This window comes from Aquipluma nitroreducens (assembly GCF_009689585.1).
In the GTDB taxonomy this organism is placed as follows: Bacteria; Bacteroidota; Bacteroidia; order Bacteroidales; family Prolixibacteraceae; genus Aquipluma; species Aquipluma nitroreducens.
This window is the reverse complement of the sequence record NZ_AP018694.1, coordinates 3,779,626-3,805,676: the sequence shown is the minus strand read 5'-3', so window position 1 is coordinate 3,805,676 and position 26,051 is coordinate 3,779,626. Positions and strand designations below refer to the sequence as shown.

Genomic DNA, 26,051 nt, shown 5'->3' with positions numbered 1-26,051 from the left:
CAGGGTTCAAAGATAACCCTAAAACGGCTAAACGTGAACAAATATTTCAAATCATAAGAATAGCTTAACTGAAAACAAGCGCTTTCCGGAGGCTTCACCATATTTTCTTTGTGTTAAAACCGCGCATCGTTCGAATCAAAAAAATGTCGAATAACATTTTTTCAAAAAATTAAACTACTTTTGCGACAGATTTTAGGGGTCGGATTTCCTTTTTGCCTGGTTTAAGGCAGGAGCATCTACCCGTCTCCTTCCATTGGCAAGAATCAGTGTATTACTGATTCACAATTTTAAAGGAAATTTATGACATTTGAAGAAACCGGCCTCAAACCGGAAATTTTGAAGGCGATCGCAGAAATGGGATTTGAGAATCCTACGCCTATTCAGGAGCAAACCATTTCGCACCTGATCAATTCAACACAAGATTTAGTAGCTTTAGCACAAACCGGAACAGGTAAAACTGCTGCATTCGGGCTACCAGTAATTAACAACATCTCGATGCAGATCAAAGAGGTGCAGTCGCTGATTCTTTGCCCAACGCGTGAATTGTGTCTGCAAATCACCCGCGACCTCGACAAGTTTTCGGCATACATTCCGGGTTTTAAAACTATTCCGGTATATGGTGGTGCCGACATTACCAAACAAATCAGGGAATTAAAATCGGGCGGGCAAATCGTTGTGGGTACTCCCGGACGTGTTCATGACCTGATTCGCCGGAAATTGCTCAACATTTCGGCCATTCGCTGGATGATCCTGGATGAAGCTGATGAAATGCTGACAATGGGGTTCAAGGAAGAACTGGACGCTATTCTCGCTACCACTCCGGCAGAGAAACAAACGTTGCTGTTTTCGGCCACCATGCCATTAGGTATTTCTGAAATCAAATCGAAATATCTGAATAATGCGCTGGAAATGTCGGTTGGCAAACGTAATGCAGGTGCTGAAAACGTTGAGCACCATTATTATGTGGTTCATGCCAAAGATAAATATGCAACGCTGAAACGTATTGCAGACAATTACCCCGACTGTTATGCCATTGTATTCTGCCGCACCCGCATGGAAACCCGTGATGTTGCCGAGATGTTTATGGCCGACGGATACAATGCCGACGCTTTGCACGGCGATCTTTCGCAGGCTCAGCGCGACCAGGTGATGGCCCGTTTCCGCAGCAAACAACTGCAAATGCTGATTGCTACCGACGTTGCTGCCCGTGGTCTGGACGTAACCGAATTGAGCCACGTAATCAATTATTCGATGCCTGACGATCCGGAAGTGTACATTCACCGTAGCGGACGTACCGGTAGAGCTGGCAAAAGCGGTATTTCGGTGACCATCATTAACATGAAGGAAACTGGACGACTGAAACAGATCGAAAAGCTTTCGCGCAAGAAATTTGAACGCAAAATGGTTCCGGGAGGCGAAGAAATTGTTGAGAAACAATTGTTTCACCTCATTGAACGGGTAAAGAACGTTGACATCAGCAGTGGTCAGGTTGAAAAATACCTACCACAGATTCTGGATCAATTTGAGGGTATGACCCACAGCGATATTGTGAAACACTTTGTTTCGCTCGAATTCAACGAATTGCTTGATTATTATAAAAATGCACGCGATTTGAACATCAGGGTTGAAGCAGGACGCGATCCAATGGGACGGAACGACCGCGGAAGTGAACGCAGTGGCGACCGCATGAGCTTTACCAAACTGTTCATTAACGCCGGAAAGAAACAAAACCTAAATGCTTCGGGTTTGATTGGCCTGATTAACGAATATTCGAACCGCAGGAACATCGAAATCGGGAAAATTGACATCCAACGTAAATTCTCATTCTTCGAGGTTGACAGCGCATTCGAAAAAGATCTGGTTAATGCATTGAACAACCAGGTGATTGAAGGCCATGTCATCAACATTGGCAAAGTGCAATCCATCGAAGGACAGCCCGCTTCACGCGAAGGCGGATCATTCCGCAGGGAAGGCAGTGGTGGTGGATATGGTGGCGGACGACCAAGAGAAGGACGCAGTCGCGAAGGTGGGTTCAACGACCGCAGCGATCGCCCAAGACGCAGAAGAAACTAACACGCGATAGTTGAAAATTAAAATCCCAAATTTCAGGTGAACTTGAAATTTGGGATTTTTGTTTTGTAGCATCTCAGATGGATAGATATGCATGTATTTTTAATAACCAACTCCACTAAACGTTGAAAGAGTTGTGTCCTTTTTTATTTCAAATTTGGCATATTACTGAAAAATAGTTGGTAAAAAGCTCTGTAGAGCTCATTGCTATTGATATTACAGGAAGTTTGATGAAATTGGTTTCATCAAACTTTTTATGTTTATGAAAAAATCAAAAAAAACGCTGTTGGGCATGTGGTTATACTGATGTAATTCGTTGGGGAAAACAAAACGGGAAACAACGTTTTAAGTGCAAAAGGTGTGATATTTTTCTAACCGATAATCGACCAGAGCAGCGTGTCCAAAACAGGTTCGTTTGGTTTCGGAAATGGGTTCTGGAACGTCAGACATATCAGACATTAAGCAGAGACAGCGGTTTGTGCAGGGATACACTTCAACGGACATTCTACCAGTTATTAGAGCAAGCCCCTCGGATAAAAATAATCAAGCGAGAGGGTGTTCATTTTCGAATAGATGCTACCTATTTTGCAAAGTTTTGTGTGGTATGTTATCAGGACGACTATGACGGCTATACTCAGTTATTGCGTTTTACTGATGGGGAGCATTATGAAGAGATCAGGGAAGATCTTGCTAATTTGCTCAAGCTGGGGATACAGATTGAAAGTATCACAAGCGATGGTCATAAAAGTGCTCTGAAAGCCATCCGGAAGTCAGTTCCTGATGCCATTGTGCAGCGTTGCCTGGTTCATATTCAACGCATGTGCCTGATATGGCTGACCCGTTATCCCAGGCACCCAGCAGGACAACAGTTACGCAGATTGGTGCTACAGATTCTTAAAATCGAAACTGAAAATGACCGTATTTACTGGACCAGAGAATTTCTAAGTTGGCATGAATTTCACAAAGATTACCTGAATGAACGAACCTATAATACAGAAACCGGGAGGTATTGGTATACCCATAAACTACTCAGGCGTTCTTATATAACCATCAAACGGGCTTTGCCAAACATGTTTCATTACCTGTCAAACCCTGCTATTCCAAAGACCACAAATGGGATAGAAGGCTATTTCAGTCATCTGAAAAATCACCTGGATATCCATCGTGGATTAACGGTAAAACATCGGATCAACTTCATCAAATGGTACATCTATTTTACAAACGAAAAATGAGTTTTTTTAGCCATGTAGCATCCCAGTAATACAAAAAGGCAGCCAAACTGACTGCCCTTGTATTACTGTAAATGCATTAATCTTATTGCTGACAAGTTGATCTCCACCAGAGCCTGTTTCCTCTTCAGATTAATGGCGGGAGTTTACAAATTATTATTCTAAAAATCACCAACTATTTTTCAGTACATTACCCAAATTTAGCTATGTTTTCCAAAGGGGCACCATTCGTATAATATCCACAACCAATAATTTCTTTTTTCCCATCCGCACGTGTGAATTCCAAACCATATCCACCGTCAGATTGATTATTTTTCATCGTTAAGAAACCAGATACAGATTCATTCGGTTCAATTTTGTCAATTTCTGCAATTGCCAATTTTTCTGAAGTGTAGAATTTTACTTTGGTGATTTGTTGATCAGAATTGTTTCTAATTGCGAACTTAATTCCTTTTCCTTTATTCGAGTCACACGAGCTCAAGATCAAAATCAGGACTATAACAATAGCGTACAGTTTTTTCATAATATGCATAACTAGTATATACCACCAAATATATGCTACTTCTTCGAGGTTTTACTTCTGTTAAGCAGTTTTAATTTAGGGCTTTGAATCCTGACAGGTTTTGAAAACCTGTCAGGATTAGAAGCTCGACGAAACGCCCGCCACCACTCGCCCTGTTCAGATTTTTGCCGCCATGTTGGTTGGAAAGCCGCCATGTTAGAAAAAATGACCGTCATGTTAAAAACCGTATGGCCATGTACTTAAAAATCGTTGTCATGTTGATTGGGAAAATGTCATGTTCGTAGAAATGGCTGCCATCCTGACTTGTGACACTTTTGATTTTTCCACAGAGATCAATTTTTAAATTCCACATTATTAACAATTTAGCAATTAATATTTATTGATTTCACCGCACTAACGCCTAATTTTGCGGTATGTATTCAGTACGAAAAGTCAAAACTAAGTCGGGATCTGTTGCGGTTCAGGTTGTCAGGTATGTTGGTCACAGATCGATTGTAGGCAAACATATTGGTAGCGCCAAAGACCAGATAGAAGAGGCTGTTTTGAGGCAAAGGGCATTGGAATGGATCGATGAACAAACCGCCCAGTTATCGTTGTTCCCTGCCCAAAAACAAAAACTTTTAGTTGTAGACAGGGGCGAATGCATTGGGGTGACGCACCACTTTGCTTTTCGGTTCTTCATGGGCTGTTTCGATGAATGCGGTTTATCCCATCTTCCCCGCCTGTTGCTTGATCTGGCCATTATGCGCCTTATCGAGCCTGCTTCAAAACTCCGCTCTGTTGAACTGCTGGGATATTACTTCGGCATTAAATATTCTCAACGGATTTACCGCAATATTCCAAAGTTGTCAGCATACAAGGCAGATATTGAGCAATGTGCTTACAGGGTGGCACAACAGAAGTTCAATGAACCTTTCTATTTTGTGCTGTACGATGTTACCACATTGTATTTCGAGTCGTTTAAGGCCGATGAGTTTAAAATACAAGGGTTCTCAAAGGACAACAAGTCACAGCAACCCCAAATTGTCATCGGGCTGCTGGTAACACAAACAGGGTTTCCACTGTCGTATCAGGTTTTTGCAGGCAACACATTCGAAGGAAAGACAATGCTCCCGGTTGTGGAAACGTTTACCTCAGCCCACCCGCAGACACGGCCAATTATTGTAGCCGATGCCGCAATGCTGGATGAAGAAAGGCTTGCCGAACTCAGGGAAAAGAAACTATCGTACATTGTTGGTGCACGGCTGGCCAATGCGGAACTTGGATTGGTAAAACAAATCCATGCAACATTGAACGGGAAACACGGTGCCATAGCCCGCTTTCCATCGCGATACGGTTATTTGGTGTGCGATTTTTCACTCAAACGGTATAAAAAGGAATTGAACGAGCTAAACAAGCTTGTTCAAAAAGCCGAAGAGCTGGTGGCAAAGCAGTCACTGAAAGTGAAGGCTCAATTTGTCAGGAAGGTTACTAAAGAAAAAATAGAACTCAACACGACATTGATAGAAAAAAGGAGGCTGTTGCTTGGAATTAAGGGGTATTGCACCAACTTGCCCGAACAACAACTGTCCAACCAAATGGTCATAGACCGTTACCACCAGCTCTGGCACATTGAACAATCGTTCCGCATGAGTAAGTTTGATTTGCAAACCCGCCCAATATACCATCAAAAACAAGAAGCGATCAAGGCTCACGTACTGATTTGTTTTGTCGCTCTGATAGCAGAAAAATACCTGGAAATAATCACCAAATTATCATTGAGGGAAATCCGGTTCCTTGTCTGGAACATAACAGAAACCCATATTCAAGACCGATTGACCAAACAAACATTTGTCTTCCGATCCCCCACAAAGGAAATCATGAATAGCCAACTTGCAAACCTTATTACCAAATGGAATCTGCTACCGCACTAAATGTCACAAGTCAGGAAAAATCGTTGTCATGTTGATTGGGAAAATGTCATGTTCGTAGAAATGGCTGCCATGTTAGATTTTTCATCGCCATGTTAGAAAAGAACCCGTCATGTTGGTTAGGAATCCGTCATGTTAAACATGACATTAGCTTTCCGTTTTTGCACCTATTTCTTCTTTGCTTTCGCCTTTTGATTCTCAATCACTCTGAATTCAACGATCTGAAAGATAAGCTCTAATGGCAAGGGCTGGTCAATCGGGAACTGGACAGAACCCTTTCCTTGTTTGTACGTTGAAAGTTCTTTGGCAAATTCAGCATGTCCGGTTGGTGTGGCATAAAACCCAATGTGATTTTTAAATGCAGCAAAATACACCAAAGGTCTCCCGTGAGTTTTATAAGCTGGCATACCATAACCAATTAATTCTTCAGCATCTGGCGCGGCATGCCTGATGGTTGACCTGACCTGATTCAGAATCAGTTGTATATCAGGAGTAAAACCTACAATATACTCATCAATGTTGGTTGGCGTTTTTGAAATCATTTGAACCGATTATTTAATGAACTCATTTACAACTTCAGCCTCTTGATAAACTCGTTCATATCAAAATTCAGATTAATCTTTGGCAGATGAAAGCGGCCTCCGGATTGTATCTTCTGCACCGAATAAATCTCGTCGATAATCGCTTTATATTTAGCAGATACGTAGTTCCGTTTGAGTTTCAAGGTTGGCGAAAGTTCGCCGCTTTGTGGTGTCCACTCATCAACCACTAAACGAAATCGTTTAATTTCCTCGTGTTCTCCCATTGTTTTATTAATGGCAACGACTTCGCGTTGAAACTGCGCAAGTACCTCAGTCTTCTGAATCAATTCTGCATTATTCTGAAAATGTATTTTCCGCTCACTACACCAATCATGCAGGTAGCTGAAATTAGGAGAAATTAAGGCGCTGGCAAACTTTTCACCTGCACCGATCACCATCACCTGTTCAATAAAAAACGAAGCTTTCAGCTTGTTCTCAATCATCTGCGGCGCAATGTACTTTCCGCCCGAAAGCTTGAACATCTCCTTTTTGCGGTCGGTAATCTTCAAGTATTTACCATCTTCCAGAATACCGATATCACCGGTATGAAACCAGCCCTCCTCATCAATCACTTCGGCAGTTAATTCAGGAGCTTTGTAATAGCCTTTCATCACGCTGGGGCCTTTCACAAGGATTTCACCGTCTTCGGCAAATTTCAATTCCACATTTTCCAGTACGGCTCCAACGGTTCCAATTTTCATTTCACGGGTTGCTGGGTTATTGACCGCAATCACCGGCGACGTTTCTGTTAGTCCGTAACCTTCAAGATTGAACATTCCGGCCATTCCCAAAACCCTTGCAATACGCGGCTGCAAAGCAGCACCGCCCGAAACGACATAAACGATATTACCCCCGAGCGCTTCACGCCATTTAGAATAGATTAACTTATCGGCCAGTTTAATTCTGATTTTCAGTAATAAATTGTATTTTTTGTTGTATTCAAAATGCCGAGTCAGACTTAGCGCCCAAAAATAAACCACCTTTTTTAGTCCGCTCAATTCCTTGCCTTTCGACACAAAACCATCGTAAACCCGTTCGAGCAAACGTGGAACCGAATTAAACATATGAGGCTTGATTTCTTTGATCGCCGAAACAATTTGCCCGAGGTTTCCAACGTAATAAATCCCCATTCCCTTGTACTGAAAATGGTAGTTCACGCTGCGTTCGTACACATGGCAAAGTGGAAGAAAACTAATTACCCGGTGATCAATTCCCAGATTGTGCATCTTGACGTGAGCCAAGAAATTTGATACCAGATTGGTATGTGTCAGCATCACACCTTTGGGAACCCCTGTTGTGCCTGAAGTGTAGATAATAGTCGCCAGATCTTCCGGATCAACCGCCTTCTTGATTTCTTCCAACTGGGGCGCCAATTCCAGCTCACGATCTTTTCCCAATTGCAAAATTTCATCAAAATTAGGGACACCTTCAACCTCTTCAAATGAATAAATGAGGGTAATTGCGGGCAATTGCGCCACAATCGGACTTAGTTTTTCATACAATTTCCGGTCGCCAACCAGCAAAAGCTTTATTTCTGCATGTTCCAGAATGTAAGCGTATTCATCTTCGCCAATGGTCGGGTAAATCGGAACATGGATAATTCCAGTCATAGCCAAACCCATATCAGCAAAGTTCCATTCAGGGCGGTTGGTGGTTACCGTAGCAACTTTATCTCCTTTTTTCAGGCCTAAAACCATTAAACCCATTGCAAACTGGTGTGATTTCTCAACATATTCGGCAGTACTATATACATACCAGTCGTTGCCATTTTTCCCACCCAAAGCATCTTTTCTGGAAAATTTACTGAGACAAAATTCAAGAATGTCAAAGGTTCTTTTTACCTCAATTGCCATAAGTCTTATCCTTTAGTTCGATCAACAAGACTTTAAAGATAGTACTATTTTGTATTTTCGAAATCCAAATTTTTGTGTTTCAGATTTGATGAGATTAAAAGAGCAACTACGATTCCGGCAAATACATACACCGACCAGTGCATGCCATCGATCGAGCCACGACCATACGAATGCAAACCACTCAGGTAATAGTTCACACCAAAATAGGTCATCAGCACCGAAGAAAAACCGACCACCGTGGCAACTGTGTAATTGTAAATACCTTTTAATGAAGGAATCAGGCGCATATGAGCAACAAATGAATAAACGACAACGGTAACCAGCGCCCAGGTTTCCTTCGAATCCCAGCCCCAGTAACGGCCCCAACTCTCGTTGGCCCAAACACCGCCTAGAAAAGTACCAATTGTGAGCATATACAAACCTACGGTGACCGACATCTCGCTGATGGTGGTCAATTGAAGAATTATATTCTTTACATTTTTACTGTTCTTCGGATTACTGAGGCTAAACAAAATCAGAACTAACAGGCCGATAAATGCACTCATCCCAATAAACCCATAACTTGCCGTAATAACAGCCACATGAATCATCAGCCAATACGAATTCAAGACCGGCACCAGATGTGTAATTTCAGGGTTCATCCAGTTAAGGTGCGCCACAAACAATATAATTCCTGAAAGCATGGCCGAAGTCGCGATAACCATCGGGTATTTCCGGCCAAAAATAACACCAGCCAGCATCGAAGCCCAGGCCACGTAAACCATCGATTCATAGCCGTTCGACCATGGCGCATGCCCCGAAATATACCAACGCAATGCCAGTCCGAACGTTTGAAGCATAAATCCTAGTACAATTAATAAAGTAAAGCCCATCCGCACTTTCGAACCTATATTTTTTTGTCTGAAAATATTGACAAACAACACAATCAGTAGGGTAAACCCAAGCAAAAGATAAATCGGAAAAACCCGCTTAAACGGATTCAGCGAATTATAAAAGATTTCAACTTCTTTTTTTGAGTTGGATGGTAAATAACTTGATCCATATTTTGTTTGGTACGATGCAATGCTGGCCATAATCTGTCGGGCGCTGATCTGTCCTTGTCCATTCATTGCTTCTTTCAGGAGCTCGAAACCCTTGTTGACAAACAACGACTCTTCATTTGTTAATCCTGCTGGGCTATTCCCCGGAAATGCCCATTTGACATCTTTTGTCACTCCGGGGAAGAGCGCAAACGCATCGCCGTTAATTACCATGAAACAAACATTAACCCGTTCATCCAAATTGATGATTTCCTTTTCGTAAACATTTCTGGAAGCTGGCATTTTAGCAAATGCTGCCTTAACAGGCTCCATCAATTTATAGGCTCCTTTATCATCGAAGAGCGCAGTCAGCGGAATACGGCTTTCGGTTACCCCAAGCAATGATTTCAATTGATTATTGGTGACATAAACCAAAGATACATTTCGCCAATATTCGGGATATAAATACAATCCCAACATGACTTCTTCAGGAGAACGACCTTCAAAACTCGATTTACGCGTTACTTTCCGAAGTATCTCTGATGACAGCGTTGAAACCGGCTCAATCCGTCCATCCTGTTCCTGAATCCATAATCTTGAAAAATCAGTTAAAACAGCCTGATCAATTCTTGGAATAGGCGACAACTCGGAACTATCTGCTTTTGCTGAACCTAAATTCAGAAATAATAAAGCAAATACAACCAGACCGACGGGTTTGGAATATTGCTTTAAACGTTGAACCAGCGAATGAAACCGCGAGGTTTTACTGAATAAGGCCAAAACAAAACCAAGTCCAAGCAGGATATAGCCTAGGTAAGTAACCGTAGTTCCCAACTGATCGGCATTCACAGAAAGCACCGTTCCACCTTCGTCCTGATCGTACGAAGACTGAAAGAACTTATAGCCACGGTAATTCAACGTGTTATTCATAAAAACCCTGACATTTCGTTTAACATTACGCTCATTATCAATCAAAACCAGCTCACTGGCATACGACGATGGACTCATCGATCCGGGATATTTTTCCATCTGGAAATCAGTTAACTGCAAAGCAAAAGGTAAGTAAATCGGGTCAGCTCCGTATGATATTTCAAGTTTAGCGTTTCCTACCTGAACCATAAAAGGTTCTCCTCTCATGCCATGTTTGCCCATTACGTTCACCGTTTGTTTATTGGGGCCATCAGAAATTTCCATGGTAACGGCATCAATGCCTTCATTTCCTGAAGGATCTTTTTCAACCACCGATATCGCATGCGTATAGAAATTCTTCACCAGAAGCATGTACCCATCAATAGCATAAAGTTGCATGGTCTCAACCGGAATCGTATCATTTGCATTCACAACAGTTGTTTCGCCACCAGTCATCGAACGGATTTCAACCGTACGATCCGCTGCCAGAAACAGACTACCATTGCGATCTATAAACTGAAAATTTGCGCCAGGCTGTTCAAAACCAAGCTGGACATTCCCCAGATTCAGGATATTTCCTTTCGAAAAAACATAATTCTCGCGTCCCTGACCTTGCGAAACCACAAAGTCAATCATCGCCTTTCCTGAAGGATCTTCTTTTACCGTTTGAACTGCATTTTTTATAAACCCAACCGACTTGATTCTCACTTTACGACCCTCAACGACAATGTTTTCATCAAAATCGTTTGGTGTAATTTCAGAAAAAAGTACTGGGTTACTGACGATTTGATTGCCACTTTTAACGGTCAGGTTATCTTCGGAAGAAAGTATAAAATCGGAAGTCTGACCTTCGCGAATGTGCATCACTCCTTCGAAACTAATGTACCGGGTAATGCCCGCACCAATCAGGATAATGATAAACGAAATATGGAATATCCCCACCGAAATTCGCTGACGGGTGTACATCTTATGCCTGACAAAATTAACTGCAAGGTTGATGGCCAGAAGCACCAAAACCGAACTAAACCAAAACGATTTATAAATTAAATTTTGTGCAGCTTCGGTTCCATAATAGTTTTCGACGAAAGTGGCAATGCCCATCGAAAAAGCCATAACCAGCAACAAAAACCCCATAAATGGGAATGAAAATAGAAAGTTGAGAATCTTATTCATAGTATTTCGATCAATTTAATTTGGAATTAGTCTAAATAGTAACGATAGAAAGTTAATTTTCAATATGTCGGCAACAAAAAAGTCCGAATAAATTCGGACAAAATAGTATAACAGATTCCAGCGGCTTTGGTTTCTTAAGATTTGCTTAAAAGGGAAATTGTTCTATTTAAACCTTAAAGTTCCCCACTGCCCCATCTGATCGACAATCCAGCCAATTCGATCCTGAACATAAGACCCTGGAGGATTGGCGCTGTATTTTCGGGGGTTTGGTAAAACCGCTGCAAGGGCTGCAGCCTGTGTCCGGGAGAGATTTTTAGCAGAAGTATGCCAGTAAAATCCAGCAGCAGCTTCGGCGCCATAAATTCCTTTTCCCATTTCGATGCTGTTGAGGTAAACTTCCATGATTCGCTCTTTGCTCCAAACGAATTCAATCAACACCGTAAAATAAACCTCGAAGCCTTTTCGGATCCAGCTTCGGCCAGGCCACAGAAATACATTTTTTGCTGTTTGCTGCGAAATAGTACTGGCGCCTCTCACGCGTTTGGCTCCTCGTTTGGCAGCATCGACAGAGCGTTGAATAGCTTTGAGATCAAACCCTGAATGGTTCATAAAATTCTGATCTTCGCTGCAAACCACTGCCAAAGGCAAATTCTTCGAAATCTCGTCCAATGAAACCCAGTCGTGCTTTAAACGAATGGGATCGTCGCTAAAAGCCTGCTCCCCACACCGGATCAGCATCAGCGGAGTTATTGGCACTGGCACAAACCGAAAGACAACAACCGAAAAGATAGATAGCCCAACGAACCAAACGGCAGCTTTCCACAGAAATCGAAAGATTGTTTTACCTAATGAGTTTTTCATTCTTTCAGGATGAGATTTGAAAGAACAAAATTACATAAAATGATGCGGTTTGAATCAAAAAGACCCATCAGGTTTTAAAATCTGACAGGTCTTGTATATCGAAAAGCACAAACAGGTTGCGCCTTCTTTATTTCACAAACGATTTTGCTTTTTCAACAGCAGCTGAAAGTCCTGAAAGGTCTTTACCACCAGCAGTGGCGTAAAACGCTTGTCCGCCGCCGCCGCCCTGCATTTCTTTGGCAGCTTCGCGAACCACAGCTCCGGCATTCAGGCCTTTTTCGGCAACCAGATTATCGGCAATCATCACCGAAATTGATGGTTTTCCACCAATGGCCGAACCCAAAACCAGGAACAGGTTATCAATTTCGCCTTTCAACTGGAAAGCCAAATCTTTCACCGCCTGAGCCGAATCGAGCTGAATCACTTCAGCGATCACATTCACGCCATTCACCGACTGTATCTTTTTCTTCAGTTCGTCTTTAATTCCGGAAGCAGCTTTGCGCTCAAATTCTTCGATTTGCTTTTGCAGGCGGCTGTTTTGTGCCACCAAATCTTCAACCGACTTCTTCAGGTTTTGCGTATTGTTGAGGACTGCCTTTACTTCGGCCAGTTCGTCCATGTGTTTCTTCACAAATTCTTCAGCACGGTCGGCTGTAATCGCCTCGATGCGGCGAACACCGGCAGAAATAGCGCTTTCGGAAGTAATGATAAACGAACCAATTTGTCCGGTTGAAGGAACGTGGGTTCCACCGCACAACTCAACAGATTCGCCAAACTTGATCACGCGAACAAAATCGCCATATTTTTCACCGAAAAGCGCGATAGCTCCCAGTTTTTTGGCTTCATCAAAAGCAACAGCGCGATTTTCTTCAAGAGCAAGGTTTTTACGAACCAATTCGTTTACACGAGTCTGAATTTTTTCAAGTTCTTCTTTTGTCACTTTCTGGAAATGTGCAAAGTCGAATCGCAAATATTCGCTGTTTACCAGCGACCCTTTTTGCTCCACATGCGTGCCCAGCACTTCGCGCAAAGCCTGGTCGAGCAAATGCGTTGCAGAGTGGTTGTTCATCGTCAGGGTGCGCGTTCCAGCATCAACTACCGCCATAAAAGTGGCAGAAGGATTTTCAGGAAGTTTATTTGCAATATGAATCGTGAGATTATTCTCTTTTTGGGTGTCCAGAATTCTGGTGCGGTGACCATCGGCAATGATATAACCACTATCGCCAACCTGACCACCGGATTCGCCATAGAACGGTGTTTTATCGAAAACCAGGTGATAAAATTCCTTATTTTTCTGAGTCACCTTGCGGTAACGCGAAATGTGTACTTCAGCTTCCAGATGATCGTAACCAACAAATTCAACTTGCTCAATTTTCATCAGTTCCACCCAGTCGTCAGTTTCCTGAGCCGCTGCATTACGCGAGCGTTCTTTTTGTTTTTCCATTTCGGCATTAAAACCTGCTTCATCAACCGTCAAGCCTTTTTCGCGCAGAATGAGGCTGGTTAAATCGAATGGAAATCCGAACGTATCGTAAAGTGTGAAAGCATTGTCACCACTAATCTCTGTTTTGCCAGCGGCTTTAGCTTTGGCCACCAAATCGTCGAGCAAACGGATACCAGTTTCCAAAGTTCTCAGGAACGACTCCTCCTCTTCGCGGATCACATTTTCGATCAAGCCCTGCTGCGAAACCAGTTCAGGGAAAGCATCGCCCATGTTTTCTTTCAGCACCTCAACCAATTTGCAAATAAAAGGCTCGCGGAAATCAAGGAAGGTATATCCGTAACGAACGGCGCGACGCAAAATCCGGCGAATCACATAACCAGCTTTGTTGTTCGATGGCAACTGTCCGTCAGCAATCGAGAACGAGATAGCACGTAAATGGTCGGCAATCACACGCATAGCAACGTCGGCCTTTTGATCGTCACCATATTTTTTGTTACTGAGTTCAGCAATTTTAGCAATGGTATTCTGGAAAACATCGGTGTCGTAATTTGACTTTTTGCCTTGAAGAACCATACACAAACGTTCGAATCCCATCCCGGTATCCACGTGTTTGTCAGGAAGTTCTTCCAGTTTTCCATCGGCTTTGCGGTTGAACTGAATGAAAACGAGGTTCCAGATTTCGATCACCAGTGGATTATCTTTGTTTACCAGATTTTGTCCGGGTATTTTAGCACGTTCAGCATCGTCGCGCAAATCGACATGAATTTCGGAACAGGGACCACAAGGACCGGTGTCGCCCATTTCCCAGAAGTTATCTTTTTTGCTTCCATTAATAATCTGATGGGCTGGCAAAAATTTACGCCAAAGTTCAAACGCTTCATCATCGCGTTCCAGCTTATCGTCGGCGCTACCTTCAAAAACCGAAGCATACATGCGGTCAGCCGGAATTTTCAGCACATCGTGCAACAATTCCCAGGCCCAGTTAATGGCATCTTCCTTGAAATAATCGCCAAACGACCAGTTGCCCAGCATCTCGAACATGGTGTGGTGGTAAGTATCGTGACCCACTTCCTCCAAATCGTTGTGTTTCCCTGAAACCCTCAAACATTTTTGAGTATCGGCCACCCGAACATATTTGGCTGGCTGGTTTCCCAGAAAAATATCTTTAAACTGGTTCATCCCGGCATTGGTAAACATCAAAGTCGGGTCATTCTTCACAACCATTGGTGCCGAAGCGACAATCTGGTGTCCCTTTCCGGCGAAAAAGTCGACAAACGCTTTTCTGATTTCCTTCGAATTCATATCTTTTTTTCTATAATTTTATTCCTGAAGCCTCGGCTTAAAAAGGTCAAATTTCTTGAGCTTCTTATCCGGAATCTGACTCAAACAAACGCATTGCAACATCATCAGAATCAGCAATCAGAGCCATTAAAAATTGTTAAAAATCTTCAATTGGCTGAAAACCATTACTTATTTCAATTGAAATAATTAGTTTTACCAGCCTAATAATCCGGATTTTTCGAAACCGTGCAAAGTTAGATTAAATACTTAAATTTGACACAAGTCGAAAAATAAATTCCAACTGTCTTGTTTTATGGCAAAAGTTAAGTACCGATTTAATGCTCATACACTTAGCTACGACAAAATCGTAATTAGCTTCAAAACCCGGGTAAAGCGTTTTTTAGCTGTATCATCAACAACATTGGCAACGTCGATACTGATAGCGTTTGGCATTCTTCAGTTCTATGAATCTCCGCGTATGCGCATTCTGCACAAGGAAAACGAACGACTTTTAACACAGTACGAACTGATGTACAAAGACCTTGGAACGATCGAAAAAGTACTCGACGAAATAGAACAGCGCGACAATAATCTATACCGGGTAATTTTCGAAAGCGACCCAATCCCGTCAACCATTCGGAAAGCCGGATTTGGAGGAGTAAACAGGTACTCGAAACTCGAATCATTCGACAATTCGGATCTGGTGATTAAAACAGCCGAAAAGATTGACATCCTTTCGAAAGAAGCCTACATTCAGGCCAAATCGTACGACGATGTTATGAAAATGGCCATGAACAAGGAAGAATTGGTTGCAGGAATGCCAGCAATAATGCCAATTTCCAACAAATCATTGAAAAGTACAGCTTCAGGTTGGGGGTATCGGATTCACCCGATTTACAAAATCAAACAATTCCACTACGGAATGGATTTCACCGCCAATATTGGCACACCGATTTATGCTACCGGTGATGGAGTTGTAAAAGATGTACAATCCATTGGAGGTGGTTTTGGGAAATTTGTCATCATAGACCATGGCTTTGGCTACGAAACTTTGTATGGCCACATGAGCGATTTTAAGGTTAAAAAAGGCGACAAGGTTAAACGTGGAAGCGTTATCGGTCTTGTTGGAAACTCAGGCACCTCAACCGGGCCACACGTACACTACGAAGTCCACAAAAATGGCGAACCGGTGAATCCGCAGTACTACTATTTCAAAGATTTGAATGCTCAGGAATACGAAAAGATGGTAAAAATCTCATCCAATATTGGTCAAACATTCGATTAAACTATGCCTTACAAGAAACCCAAAATAGAAAAAGTCTTTTATTCCATCGGCGAGGTTGCCGAAATGTTTGCTGTTAATGCTTCAAACATCCGCTTTTGGGAGAACGAATTTGACATCCTGAAACCGCATAAAAATGCAAAGGGAAACCGGATGTTTACCAAAGAAGACATCGAAAACATGAAAATCATCTACCACCTTCTGAAAGAAAGAGGGATGACCATAAAAGGCGCTCAGAAAAAACTGAAGGACAACAAAGAAGGTACGATTCAGAATTTCGAAGTGGTCAACCGCCTTATGGAAATAAGAAAGGTACTGGTTGAGATTAAAGAAGAGTTATAGGGAAATTATAAGTTATGAGATATAAGTTATAAGTTAAAATCCATTCATGCAACTTAAACAAATCACCAATTTTATTGAATCTGTTGCGCCGCTGGCTTTTCAGGAATCGTACGACAATGCCGGACTGATTATCGGTGAACCTGACAATGAAATTTCAGGATTACTGATTACGCTTGATGTTACGGAAGAAATTCTGGACGAAGCCATCAGTAAAAACCTCAACCTGATTGTTTGCCACCACCCGATTGTTTTTAGCGGAATCAAAAAACTAAACGGCAAAAACTACATCGAACGCTGTGTCGCCAAAGCCATCAAAAACGACATTGCCATTTATGCCGCACACACCAATCTCGACAGTGTTTTTGGCGGTGTGAACAGCAAAATATGCGAAAAACTTGAATTGCAGAATTGCCGAATTTTAGCTCCAACACCCGGATTCCTGAAAAAGTTGGTCACTTTTGTTCCGATTGCAGATGCTAAAAAAGTTAGAAATGTCCTGTTTGAAGCCGGTGCCGGCCACATCGGGAATTACGATTCGTGCAGCTTCAACCAAGATGGGAATGGCACTTTCAGGGGAAACGACCAAACCAATCCATATGTTGGAGAGAAGAATCAGCTTCATACCGAAAAAGAAACACGTATTGAAACAATCTTTCCAAAGCACATCCAATCCAAAGTTATCCAGGCGCTTTTACAGGCTCATCCGTACGAAGAAGTCGCGTACGACATTTACCCTTTGGACAACGAATATTTGCAAGCCGGAATTGGAATGATCGGAGAGCTTCAGGAACCGGTTAACGAAATGGATTTTCTTCGAACGATTAAAGCTGTATTTAATTGTGAGGTTGTTAAACACACTCAGCTTTTGGGGAAACCAATTAGCCGGGTAGCCGTTTGCGGCGGTTCAGGAAGTACCTATTTAAGTAAAGCAATGGCCCAGAAAGCCGACATTTTCATATCCGGAGATTTTAAATATCACCAGTTCTTTGATGCCGAAAATCAAATCATCATTGCAGATATAGGGCATTATGAAAGCGAACAATTCACTAAAGAAGTTTTTTATGAATTACTTACAAAAAAATTCCCTAAATTTGCAGTCCATTTATCGGCTTTGAGCACGAATCCGGTAAATTATCTTATTTGATATAAGTTAAACAACTATAAGTATATGAATACACAGTACGTTAGAGACGAAAATAAAAGTGTGCCAATCAGTTCAAAGCTAAGAGCATTGTACGAACTGCAAAATGTTGTTTCTGAGATTGATAAATTTAAAACACTTCGCGGAGAGCTACCGTTGGAAGTTCAGGATTTGGAAGATGAAATCACTGGTTTAAAAACCCGTGTAAGCAATTTCGAAGACGATATCAAAGACATGGAAACAGCCATCAGCAACAAAAAGGCTGCCATTAAAGAATCAGAAGGACTGATTATAAAATACACCGATCAGCAAAATAATGTTCGGAATAACCGCGAATTCGATTCGTTGAGTAAAGAAATTGAATTCCAGAAACTCGAAATGGAATTGTCGGAAAAAAGAATCCGTGAATTCACATCAGAACTTACAAGCAAAAAAGAAGCAATTGCAACCTCGTCAACGCTTTTGAAAGAACGTTTGGAAGATTTGGATCGCAAACAACGTGAGTTGGAAGAAATTACTGCTGAAACTCAGATCGAAGAAGAAAGACTAAAGTCGAAAGCAGAAAAAATCGAAGGAAACATCGAAGCGCGATTAGTGACTGCCTTCAAACGCATTCGCAAAAACGCCCGTAACGGCCTGGCTGTTGTAACTGTACAGCGTGATGCGTGCGGTGGTTGCTTCAATAAAATTCCGCCACAGCGTCAAATGGACATCGCTTCGCGCAAAAAAGTAATTGTTTGCGAATATTGCGGTCGTATTCTGGTTGATAAAGACATTTTGGATCAAATTGAAACTGTCGAATAATGAGCCTCCCCTAAATCCCCTCCCATAGAGGGGACTAAAAAAAGCCCCGTAACCAATTTTGGCTACGGGGCTTTTTTTGCATTAATGTCCGTTTGCTAAAGCGAAACGGCAAAGGATAATCCTTATTTCAATTTTGGCAAATGGTTACTGAAGCTGCTCACTGCGACTGAATACTGGCAACTGGTTTTACCAGCTTCCGCCAGCGCCACCGCCGCCAAAGCTCCCACCACCGAAGCCGCCAAAACCACCGCTTCCGCCCGAGAAACCGCCAAACGAACCGCCGCCACGATTACCACTTCCGAGTAAACCCATGGCTAGCCAGAATGGCAAACTGCCTCTGCTGCTATAGCCACCGCCACGTCCGCCTTTGAATAGCGAAACCAATACGATAATAATCAGGATAACAAGAATAAATCCGCCACCCCCATCTTTATCAGACTTCTTTCCACTTGTTTTTTTCTGATAGTCAGCCGCGGTAAATTCTCCCGAAGCCAGGCTCATCAAAACTTTTGTTCCGGCAGACAAACCGCCATAAATGTCATTTTCCTTGAAGTAAGGAATCATGGCATAATCAACCACATTGCGATTGGCAACAGCATCGGGAATAACTCCTTCCAAACCATAGCCTACTGCAACAAATATTGCTCCCTTTTCGCCTTTAGTTTTAGGCTTGAAAACGATCACGATTCCGTTGTTCTTGCCTTTTTGACCAACGCCCCATTTTTCACCAATTTTAAACGAAAGATCCGAGATTTCCATTCCGTTTAGCGAAGGAAGCGTGACAATGCAAATCTGAGTGGAAGTCTGTTCATTGAACTGATCAAGCTCTCCTTCCAGTTGTTGCTCTTCCTGATCGGATAAAACATTAGCCATGTCGTTGACCAATTTGGGTGGATTCGGACGTTCCGGAACATCCTGCGCAAAAATGGAAACGGCAAAAACCGAAAGGAATAATATCAGTAGGATTTTCTTCATCTTATAAGTTTTTTTCAAACGATATTTCATCCGACAATTCATTTACATCATTACTCTGGTAAGGAAAGTTGGCCTTCAATTGTTCGCCAGCCATCAAGATTCCTTTGGTCAAACCATCGGTAAATTTTCCTTCTTTAAAATAAGAAAGCATGGTTTCCTTTGTTTCGTTCCAGAAATCGGCAGCAACCAATTGATTGATTCCCGAATCGCCAATTATGGCAAACTTTCGGTCGTAAACTGCCAGATAGAACAAAACCCCGTTTCGCTTTTCGGTTTGATTCATTTCGAGCTTTTCAAATATATAAGCCGCACGATCCAAAACATCAATTTTGCAATGGCCTTCCATATGTAACCTTATCTCTCCTGAAGTATTCAATTCAGCTTCAGCAATAGCATCGGTTATTTGTTTCTTTTCTTCTTTACTGAAAAAATTTTCGACTGACATGGTTTTTCGATTAATGATGTATGAAATAATGAGAGCAACCGTCTCTCAAAAATAGGAAATTGTCATTAGTCATTGGGCAAAAACCATTAAAGCTACTTTTCGAATGACTAATGACTTTTTCCAGTTGTTCCGACAGTTCAAAATATTAGCAAAACTAAGATGCTATTGGCAGCCAGAATCTAGCTGCCAATAACCAGTTGCTATTTTTAGAATTTAACCTGAGGCGCTTTTTCAGCTCCCTTTTCAGCTTCGAAGTAGGCTTTCTTTTCGAATCCAAACATTCCGGCAAAAATATTTTTCGGGAATGTACGGATAAACGTGTTATACGACTGTGCTGTTTGATTAAACTTCTGACGTTCAACGGTAATCCGGTTTTCAGCTCCTTCCAACTGTGCCTGTAAATCGAGGAATCCCTGATTGGCTTTCAGTTCAGGATATTTTTCGACCACAACCATCAATTTGCTTAATGCCGATGACAATCCGGACTGCGCATTCTGGAAATTCTGTAATGATTGAGCATCCAGTTTATCCGGATTAATATTTACAGCCGTTGCTTTTGCACGGGCTTCAATCACCTGAGTCAGGGTTTCTTTTTCAAAATCGGCATAACCTTTTACGGTACTAACCAAATTTGGAATCAGGTCGGAACGACGCTGATAAACGTTTTCAACTTGCGACCACTGAGCGGTCACACCTTCCTGCATGGTTACCATGTTGTTGTATGAGCTTTTCACCGACGAATACGCCAATAAAAGTAGAACAGCAATTACTGCCAGGACAATCCATGTTTTTTTCATCTTATTTTCCTTTAATGTTTAATTTCAAATTTAATAAAACCGTTACAATATATGACAAAAGTAAGTTTGACAAATGTTGCAAAACTCCTCGCATGATACACCGAATTATCGGGGAATGTCGCAATTTTGCCGTTATAACTGCTACTTCAAAAGGTGAACCACAATTCAACGACTATGAATACCACCGAATTTAAATCTGCCATTCAGGAAGGAATTCCAACCCAACTTCCGGAGAAGAAACCATATAATAAGGCTGTAAACCACGCCCCGAAACGTAAAGATATACTTTCGAAGTCTGAAAAACGACTGGCAGTACAAAATGCCCTGAGGTATTTTGCGCCTGAGCATCATGCCCTATTGGCACCGGAATTTCTGGAAGAACTGCGACAATATGGCCGAATTTACATGTATCGGCTTCGTCCGGAATATGAAATGAAAGCCCGATCCTTGGAAGATTACCCGCACCGGTCGGTTCAGGCAGCCTCCATCATGATGATGATTCAGAATAACCTGGATTACGCAGTGGCTCAACATCCGCACGAATTAATTACTTACGGCGGAAACGGCGCTGTTTTTCAGAATTGGGCACAATACCGGCTCACGATGAAATACCTGTCGGAAATGACCGATGAACAAACGCTGGTGATGTATTCGGGTCATCCAATGGGACTTTTCCCGTCGCATAAAGATGCGCCACGCGTGGTGGTAACAAACGGCATGGTTATTCCCAATTACTCCGGAAGGGATGATTACGAGCGCATGAATGCACTTGGAGTTTCGCAATACGGGCAGATGACTGCCGGATCGTTTATGTACATTGGGCCGCAGGGAATCGTGCATGGCACAACAATCACACTAATGAATGCTGCCCGAATGAACGGAAATGGCGAAATAGCAGGGAAAATCTTTGTTTCGTCAGGCTTAGGTGGTATGTCGGGTGCACAGCCAAAAGCCACTGTTATTGCCGGAATGGTGGCTGTTATTGCTGAAATCAATCCAAAAGTCGTTGCCATTCGTCACCAGCAAGGCTGGGTCGATGAAGTTTATGAAGATTTGGATCAGCTAATTATCAGGATGCAGGAAGCACGCCGCAACAAAGAAGCGGTTTCACTGGCCTACCAGGGAAATGTGGTCGATTTGTGGGAAAAGCTTGCCAATGAGAATATTTCAATCGATTTAGGTTCCGACCAGACTTCGCTGCACAATCCTTTTGCCGGAGGATATTATCCAGTCGGAATCTCGCTGGAAGAATCAAATCGACTGATGGCTGAAAATCCGGAACTTTTTCAGGAAAAAGTGTACGAAAGTCTGCGCCGGCAGGTGAATGCCATCAATAAACTCTCCGGGAATGGCATGTATTTCTGGGATTACGGCAATGCTTTTTTGTTGGAAGCGAAACGAGCCGAGGCTGAAGTAACTAAACCGGATGGCAGTTTCACTTATCCATCATATGTTCAGGATATTATGGGTCCGCTATTCTTCGATTACGGATTCGGGCCATTTCGTTGGGTTTGCTGCTCGTGTGATCCGTCTGATCTTCAGAAGACCGACGAAATTGCACTTCAGGTATTGACTAAAATAGCCAAAGATGCACCTTCTGAAATAATTAACCAGTTAACCGACAATATCCATTGGATTGGCGAAGCCGGGAAGAACAAACTGGTAGTTGGTTCGCAGGCTCGTATACTTTATGCCGATTGCGAAGGACGGATAAAAATTGCTGAAGCGTTCAATAATGCGGTTCGTAACGGAATTATCTCTGCTCCAATAGTTTTGGGACGCGATCACCATGATGTTTCTGGAACGGATTCACCATTTCGCGAAACCTCCAACATTTACGACGGATCGTCATTTACTGCCGACATGGCCATCCAGAATGTAATCGGCGATTCGTTCCGTGGCGCCACCTGGGTTTCGATTCACAATGGTGGCGGTGTAGGCTGGGGCGAAGTTATTAACGGTGGTTTCGGGATGACTTTAGACGGTTCAGAGGATGCTGACCGACGACTAAAGCAAATGCTTCATTGGGATGTAAACAATGGAATTGCGCGCCGTAGCTGGGCCCGAAATGAATCGGCAGTATTTGCCATCAAACGAGCCATGCAGGAAAATCCAAATCTGAAAATTACGTTGCCAAATCTGACAGATGAAAAGATGATGGATCAGTTGTTTGAAAAAATGGATTGATCTGGATCAAAATTTAAGACGACCGAGGATCCAGTCATCCTGAACTCGTTTCAGGATCTCTAAGCATTATGTGACAGATCCCGAAACAAGTTCGGGATGACCTCCTTAATAATTTTTATTCGAACATCAACGAATATGGACGTTCAATTTCAGATCTTAATTCTTCCACTCCAAAGGCTCGGCTTTTGCGAATCGTTTCGCGACCAGCAAAGAAAACAACAACCGTTGGAGCAGTAAACACCCTGTTCTGTGCAGCTAACTCCGGAAGTTTGTCTGATTCAACAAAAACCATTTTCATTTTTGGGAATGCCTCTGAAACCATTTCAATCACTTTGGGTTTTAAAACGTGGCAGACAGAACAAGTCTCAGTTGAAAAGTAAGCTAAAACAGCATCGTTCTCAGCCAAAATCTGGTCAAATTCGGGTATTGATTGAATCGTCTTCATTACTCGTATTGATCAGTGGCTAATAAAACAAGTGTACAGGCAATTTCCGGATAAATACCAGCTGATTCAAGTTTCGCGATAAATTCAGGATTTTCAGTTCCAGGGTTGAATATGACTCGCTTTGGTTTTAAATTCAGGATGTAAGAATAGTATTCGGGTTGGTTTTGTGACCCAACATACAAAGTAACCGTATCAATACCGTCAAAAGCTTTCTTTTCAGAATTAAATGCAACACCTGCGACTTCGCCAGCCCGCAAACCAATGGCTACAACCTCGTGCTGATGTGACACCAAAGCTTTAATGGCTTTGTTTGAATACCGATCGGGGTTTTCACTTGCCCCAATTACCAAAGTTTTTTTCATGGAAATATTTTAGAGTACCAAGAATTATGTAGTGAGGCTATCCTCACCAAAATCAATTGTATTCCCAATTAATCGAGAGCAATTATGAACTGTCAAAATATCTATTCTCTCATAATTCACAATTCGATAGACGACTCGATAGTTTCCGGAAATTAACTCCCGAATTAAAGGTGAGGCAAATTCAGGAACCATTTTCCCAGCCTGAGGATGATGTACTAAAATTGAAGGAGCATTGAACAAATTGGACACTGTTAATTCAGCATACTTTGGCGAATCATTACTGATGTATTCGCCAATATCATTCAAATCATGAATTGCAGCATCAGTCCAGATTATTTCAACCATTTATTTAGCTTTTGTTTGGCCTCTTCTACTGTATTTACACGACCTCCATCTGAATCGTCCAATCCTTTCTGAACTTTATCCAAAAAGATTAAATGTTCAATAACCTGCTCAATGCTGACATTTTCAGGCAGGCTATCAAATGCGCTCTTTATCTGTGTCTTTGTAAGCATACAATTTAAATTTGTTCTAAAGTACGAAAAAAGCGAGTAAAAAGCTGAATTTCTTTACGAGAAAAAGAACACGTAGATTCAAGTCTCAATTATTTTTTCCAACAATACAACCGCATGAACAGAAATTCCTTCTTCCCTACCCTCAAACCCCAGATTTTCAGTTGTTGTCGCTTTGATTGAAACAGCGTCAATATCGATCCCCAAAATTTCGGCTATTGTCTTTTCCATTTCAGGAATGTACGTCTTTAACTTTGGGTTCTGCGCAGCAACTGTAACATCAAGGTTTCCTACCTGATAGTTTTTGGAAGCAATCAGTTCATTGGTTCGATACAACAATATTTTGCTGTCAATGTTCTTGAAGTCGGCTGAAGTATCAGGGAAATGGCGACCAATATCACCCAGTTTTGCCGCACCGAGCATGGCATCGCAAAGGGCATGAATCAACACATCACCATCGGAATGAGCGACAGTTCCTTTACTGTGAGGAACAAGAACACCGCCCAGCCACAGGGTTTCGCCCTCAGCTAAACGGTGTACATCGTATCCGTATCCAATCCGGAAATTCATATTTTTAGATTTTATGATTCAGACATCAGAACGGTATCAATATCTGAATTTATGTTATCTCTTTTGTTTGTTGAAGGCCTCTAAATCGAACATCAGGGTAAACCGAAGGGTATTTGCCAATGGATTATTTTGTGCTACAGGCAATAGGTACGAAAAGTCGAGTGCAAAAACATTCATTTTCAGGCCAGCTCCTGCTGTGAAAAATTTCCGGTTTCCTTTCGATGCATCTTCGTAAAAATATCCGGCACGTAATGCAAATTGTTTGTTGTACCAATATTCGGCACCGACCGAAAAATTAATCTCTTTAAATTCTTCCTTCATGCCTCCCGGTGCATCACTAAACGAACTAAAAATACCAGCTATTGGCGACTTGGAAGAAGTTGATCCTGTAACGATATCATCAGTAGCAACTTCAGGAGTTGGCACTAACAACTTATTGGCATCAAAAGTGAACATGATGGTATTATACCGATCCATTTCGGTTTTGTAGGAAGCTCCCAGCCTCAGGTTTGTAGGAATAAAATCTTTGGTTTCTCCATCGGTGTAAGATATTTTACTCCCAATGTTCGAAATATTAATACCGGCGGCAATTGTCGAATTTTTACGATTCATCCGGATTTCATTCTGATAATAGAAAGCCACATCAGCAGCATAAGCACTTCCTGCGTGAGTTGCAACTCCATTTACTTCCTGTCCACCAGTGAGGTCGGAACGAATGTACCGAAGGGCAACAGCTCCCGAAAAATTCTCGGAAAGGAGACGGGTATAACCTAAATCGACCGCAAACTCGTTTGGACTTTGGTTTCCTTGTGCGTAACCATATTGATCCATAAATTGAATATCGCCTAAGGTAAAATAGCGCAATGATCCACTCATCGTTTGATTCTCATCCAGACGTTTATAACCCACAAGGTAGGCTAAATTGATGTCTTTAACCAGATTGCTCAGCCATGGAGAATACGACAAGGCAATTCCCATTTCACTCTCTGCAAACGCGTACTTTGCCGGATTCCAGTGTTGTGAGTTCACATCGGGTGAGGTTGCAACACCAGCATCTCCCATCGCTCCGGCTCTTGAGTCGGGTGCAATAGTTAAGAATGGTACGCCGGTAGAAATTGTATTTGCTCCGGTAGTTGAAGTGGTTTGTGCATTTGCATGCGGTAAAAACATCCCAACCCAAAGGACAGCAGTCAGAAGTAGATTTATTTTCTTCATTTTAAATCGTTCAATATTTTTTTGAATTTGCAAATATAGATGTTTGTAAAGGAGAACTTACCAGACAAACAAAAATATAAACGGACATCTATCTAAAATAGTATAACACCAGAATGTTTTG

General features: G+C 42.1%; 22 protein-coding genes and 1 pseudogene. 8 read left to right on the top strand and 15 right to left on the bottom strand.

The features are described 5' to 3' along the window. Positions 1 to 300 precede the first annotated feature (300 nt). Complete coding sequence (locus AQPE_RS15935; protein WP_318347496.1) at positions 301 to 2,073, top strand: DEAD/DEAH box helicase; 1,773 nt, start codon at positions 301 to 303, stop codon at positions 2,071 to 2,073. 290 nt (positions 2,074 to 2,363) lie between these two features. Next, positions 2,364 to 3,302: pseudogene (locus AQPE_RS15930) on the top strand (IS256 family transposase, variant Zn-binding type); the annotation flags it as partial. 187 nt (positions 3,303 to 3,489) lie between these two features. Here the strand turns inward: AQPE_RS15930 and AQPE_RS15925 are convergent. Further along, a complete protein-coding gene (locus AQPE_RS15925) occupies positions 3,490 to 3,822 on the bottom strand; it encodes a hypothetical protein (RefSeq protein WP_318347494.1) in 333 nt (110 codons plus the stop codon). Positions 3,823 to 4,235: 413 nt separating this feature from the next. Here AQPE_RS15925 and AQPE_RS15920 point away from each other — a divergent pair, with 413 nt between their 5' ends. Then, positions 4,236 to 5,735, top strand: coding sequence for an IS1634 family transposase (locus AQPE_RS15920; protein WP_318347493.1), 1,500 nt, complete (start codon positions 4,236 to 4,238; stop codon positions 5,733 to 5,735). A gap of 164 nt (positions 5,736 to 5,899) precedes the next feature. Here the strand turns inward: AQPE_RS15920 and AQPE_RS15915 are convergent, their stop codons facing one another. The 5 genes from AQPE_RS15915 to alaS all read right to left on the bottom strand — a co-directional run bounded on the left by AQPE_RS15915 (position 5,900) and on the right by alaS (position 14,874). Continuing rightward, a complete protein-coding gene (locus AQPE_RS15915; protein ID WP_318347492.1) occupies positions 5,900 to 6,274 on the bottom strand; it encodes an iron chaperone in 375 nt (124 codons plus the stop codon). Positions 6,275 to 6,300: 26 nt separating this feature from the next. After that, positions 6,301 to 8,166 carry an AMP-dependent synthetase/ligase gene (locus AQPE_RS15910; protein ID WP_318347491.1) on the bottom strand — a complete coding sequence of 622 codons (1,866 nt, stop codon included), beginning with the start codon at positions 8,164 to 8,166 and terminating at the stop codon, positions 6,301 to 6,303. A 44-nt stretch (positions 8,167 to 8,210) separates the two neighbouring features. After that, on the bottom strand, positions 8,211 to 11,267 hold the full coding sequence (gene ccsA, locus AQPE_RS15905; RefSeq protein ID WP_318347490.1) for a cytochrome c biogenesis protein: 3,057 nt from the start codon (positions 11,265 to 11,267) through the stop codon (positions 8,211 to 8,213). A 162-nt stretch (positions 11,268 to 11,429) separates the two neighbouring features. Continuing rightward, entirely contained in the window at positions 11,430 to 12,128 is a 699-nt protein-coding gene (gene mtgA, locus AQPE_RS15900; RefSeq protein WP_318347489.1) for a monofunctional biosynthetic peptidoglycan transglycosylase, read from the bottom strand. A 127-nt stretch (positions 12,129 to 12,255) separates the two neighbouring features. Further along, a complete protein-coding gene (alaS, locus tag AQPE_RS15895) occupies positions 12,256 to 14,874 on the bottom strand; it encodes an alanine--tRNA ligase (protein WP_318347488.1) in 2,619 nt (872 codons plus the stop codon). Positions 14,875 to 15,166: 292 nt separating this feature from the next. Here alaS and AQPE_RS15890 point away from each other — a divergent pair, with 292 nt between their 5' ends. Genes AQPE_RS15890 through AQPE_RS15875 form a run of 4 tightly spaced genes read left to right on the top strand, consistent with a single transcriptional unit; the run spans position 15,167 to position 18,422 of the window. Further along, a complete protein-coding gene (locus AQPE_RS15890) occupies positions 15,167 to 16,138 on the top strand; it encodes a M23 family metallopeptidase (protein ID WP_318347487.1) in 972 nt (323 codons plus the stop codon). Between the two features lie 3 nt (positions 16,139 to 16,141). Continuing rightward, positions 16,142 to 16,477 carry a MerR family transcriptional regulator gene (locus AQPE_RS15885; protein WP_318347486.1) on the top strand — a complete coding sequence of 112 codons (336 nt, stop codon included), beginning with the start codon at positions 16,142 to 16,144 and terminating at the stop codon, positions 16,475 to 16,477. A gap of 46 nt (positions 16,478 to 16,523) precedes the next feature. After that, positions 16,524 to 17,621 (top strand): Nif3-like dinuclear metal center hexameric protein, encoded by a 1,098-nt coding sequence (locus tag AQPE_RS15880; protein ID WP_318347485.1) that lies wholly within the window; start codon positions 16,524 to 16,526, stop codon positions 17,619 to 17,621. 24 nt (positions 17,622 to 17,645) lie between these two features. Further along, positions 17,646 to 18,422 (top strand): zinc ribbon domain-containing protein, encoded by a 777-nt coding sequence (locus AQPE_RS15875; protein ID WP_318347484.1) that lies wholly within the window; start codon positions 17,646 to 17,648, stop codon positions 18,420 to 18,422. A gap of 186 nt (positions 18,423 to 18,608) precedes the next feature. Here AQPE_RS15875 and AQPE_RS15870 read toward each other — a convergent pair whose 3' ends face one another. The 3 genes from AQPE_RS15870 to AQPE_RS15860 form a co-directional block, all read right to left on the bottom strand. Beyond that, positions 18,609 to 19,397: a TPM domain-containing protein gene (locus AQPE_RS15870; protein ID WP_318347483.1), complete on the bottom strand. Its 789-nt coding sequence runs from the start codon at positions 19,395 to 19,397 to the stop codon at positions 18,609 to 18,611. A 1-nt stretch (position 19,398) separates the two neighbouring features. Next, positions 19,399 to 19,842, bottom strand: coding sequence for a TPM domain-containing protein (locus AQPE_RS15865; RefSeq protein ID WP_318347482.1), 444 nt, complete (start codon positions 19,840 to 19,842; stop codon positions 19,399 to 19,401). Between the two features lie 206 nt (positions 19,843 to 20,048). Continuing rightward, complete coding sequence (locus tag AQPE_RS15860; RefSeq protein ID WP_318347481.1) at positions 20,049 to 20,639, bottom strand: LemA family protein; 591 nt, start codon at positions 20,637 to 20,639, stop codon at positions 20,049 to 20,051. 174 nt (positions 20,640 to 20,813) lie between these two features. Here AQPE_RS15860 and AQPE_RS15855 point away from each other — a divergent pair, with 174 nt between their 5' ends. After that, positions 20,814 to 22,826 (top strand): urocanate hydratase, encoded by a 2,013-nt coding sequence (locus AQPE_RS15855; protein WP_318347480.1) that lies wholly within the window; start codon positions 20,814 to 20,816, stop codon positions 22,824 to 22,826. Positions 22,827 to 22,941: 115 nt separating this feature from the next. On the opposite strand, the gene AQPE_RS15850 is transcribed toward AQPE_RS15855, so the two are convergent. The 6 genes from AQPE_RS15850 to porV form a co-directional block, all read right to left on the bottom strand. Further along, positions 22,942 to 23,271, bottom strand: a complete 330-nt coding sequence (locus AQPE_RS15850) for a thioredoxin family protein (RefSeq protein WP_318347479.1) — start codon at positions 23,269 to 23,271, stop codon at positions 22,942 to 22,944. After that, positions 23,271 to 23,633, bottom strand: coding sequence for a CoA-binding protein (locus AQPE_RS15845; RefSeq protein ID WP_318347478.1), 363 nt, complete (start codon positions 23,631 to 23,633; stop codon positions 23,271 to 23,273). The genes AQPE_RS15850 and AQPE_RS15845 overlap by 1 nt, the downstream gene beginning before the upstream one ends. A gap of 24 nt (positions 23,634 to 23,657) precedes the next feature. Then, entirely contained in the window at positions 23,658 to 23,978 is a 321-nt protein-coding gene (locus AQPE_RS15840; protein WP_318347477.1) for a type II toxin-antitoxin system RelE/ParE family toxin, read from the bottom strand. After that, the gene (locus tag AQPE_RS15835; protein ID WP_318347476.1) at positions 23,966 to 24,148 is read right to left on the bottom strand and encodes a hypothetical protein; all 183 of its coding nucleotides are present in this window, start codon (positions 24,146 to 24,148) and stop codon (positions 23,966 to 23,968) included. Before AQPE_RS15835 ends, AQPE_RS15840 begins: the two co-directional genes overlap by 13 nt. Positions 24,149 to 24,226: 78 nt before the next feature. Next, on the bottom strand, positions 24,227 to 24,715 hold the full coding sequence (ispF, locus tag AQPE_RS15830) for a 2-C-methyl-D-erythritol 2,4-cyclodiphosphate synthase (protein ID WP_318347475.1): 489 nt from the start codon (positions 24,713 to 24,715) through the stop codon (positions 24,227 to 24,229). 54 nt (positions 24,716 to 24,769) lie between these two features. Next, positions 24,770 to 25,930: a type IX secretion system outer membrane channel protein PorV gene (porV, locus tag AQPE_RS15825; protein ID WP_318347474.1), complete on the bottom strand. Its 1,161-nt coding sequence runs from the start codon at positions 25,928 to 25,930 to the stop codon at positions 24,770 to 24,772. Between the last annotated feature and the right edge of the window lie 121 nt (positions 25,931 to 26,051).

Coding starts and splice junctions, on each gene's coding strand:
- ccsA (WP_318347490.1), bottom strand. CDS start 11,267: ATGAATAAGATTCTCAACTTTCTATTTTCATTCCCATTTATGGGGTTT.
- porV (WP_318347474.1), bottom strand. CDS start 25,930: ATGAAGAAAATAAATCTACTTCTGACTGCTGTCCTTTGGGTTGGGATG.
- AQPE_RS15855 (WP_318347480.1), top strand. CDS start 20,814: ATGAATACCACCGAATTTAAATCTGCCATTCAGGAAGGAATTCCAACC.
- alaS (WP_318347488.1), bottom strand. CDS start 14,874: ATGAATTCGAAGGAAATCAGAAAAGCGTTTGTCGACTTTTTCGCCGGA.
- AQPE_RS15885 (WP_318347486.1), top strand. CDS start 16,142: ATGCCTTACAAGAAACCCAAAATAGAAAAAGTCTTTTATTCCATCGGC.
- AQPE_RS15925 (WP_318347494.1), bottom strand. CDS start 3,822: ATGAAAAAACTGTACGCTATTGTTATAGTCCTGATTTTGATCTTGAGC.
- AQPE_RS15850 (WP_318347479.1), bottom strand. CDS start 23,271: ATGAAGACGATTCAATCAATACCCGAATTTGACCAGATTTTGGCTGAG.
- AQPE_RS15935 (WP_318347496.1), top strand. CDS start 301: ATGACATTTGAAGAAACCGGCCTCAAACCGGAAATTTTGAAGGCGATC.
- AQPE_RS15870 (WP_318347483.1), bottom strand. CDS start 19,397: ATGAAGAAAATCCTACTGATATTATTCCTTTCGGTTTTTGCCGTTTCC.
- AQPE_RS15890 (WP_318347487.1), top strand. CDS start 15,167: ATGGCAAAAGTTAAGTACCGATTTAATGCTCATACACTTAGCTACGAC.
- AQPE_RS15840 (WP_318347477.1), bottom strand. CDS start 23,978: ATGGTTGAAATAATCTGGACTGATGCTGCAATTCATGATTTGAATGAT.
- AQPE_RS15845 (WP_318347478.1), bottom strand. CDS start 23,633: ATGAAAAAAACTTTGGTAATTGGGGCAAGTGAAAACCCCGATCGGTAT.
- AQPE_RS15835 (WP_318347476.1), bottom strand. CDS start 24,148: ATGCTTACAAAGACACAGATAAAGAGCGCATTTGATAGCCTGCCTGAA.
- AQPE_RS15920 (WP_318347493.1), top strand. CDS start 4,236: ATGTATTCAGTACGAAAAGTCAAAACTAAGTCGGGATCTGTTGCGGTT.
- AQPE_RS15880 (WP_318347485.1), top strand. CDS start 16,524: ATGCAACTTAAACAAATCACCAATTTTATTGAATCTGTTGCGCCGCTG.
- mtgA (WP_318347489.1), bottom strand. CDS start 12,128: ATGAAAAACTCATTAGGTAAAACAATCTTTCGATTTCTGTGGAAAGCT.
- AQPE_RS15910 (WP_318347491.1), bottom strand. CDS start 8,166: ATGGCAATTGAGGTAAAAAGAACCTTTGACATTCTTGAATTTTGTCTC.
- AQPE_RS15860 (WP_318347481.1), bottom strand. CDS start 20,639: ATGAAAAAAACATGGATTGTCCTGGCAGTAATTGCTGTTCTACTTTTA.
- AQPE_RS15915 (WP_318347492.1), bottom strand. CDS start 6,274: ATGATTTCAAAAACGCCAACCAACATTGATGAGTATATTGTAGGTTTT.
- ispF (WP_318347475.1), bottom strand. CDS start 24,715: ATGAATTTCCGGATTGGATACGGATACGATGTACACCGTTTAGCTGAG.
- AQPE_RS15865 (WP_318347482.1), bottom strand. CDS start 19,842: ATGTCAGTCGAAAATTTTTTCAGTAAAGAAGAAAAGAAACAAATAACC.
- AQPE_RS15875 (WP_318347484.1), top strand. CDS start 17,646: ATGAATACACAGTACGTTAGAGACGAAAATAAAAGTGTGCCAATCAGT.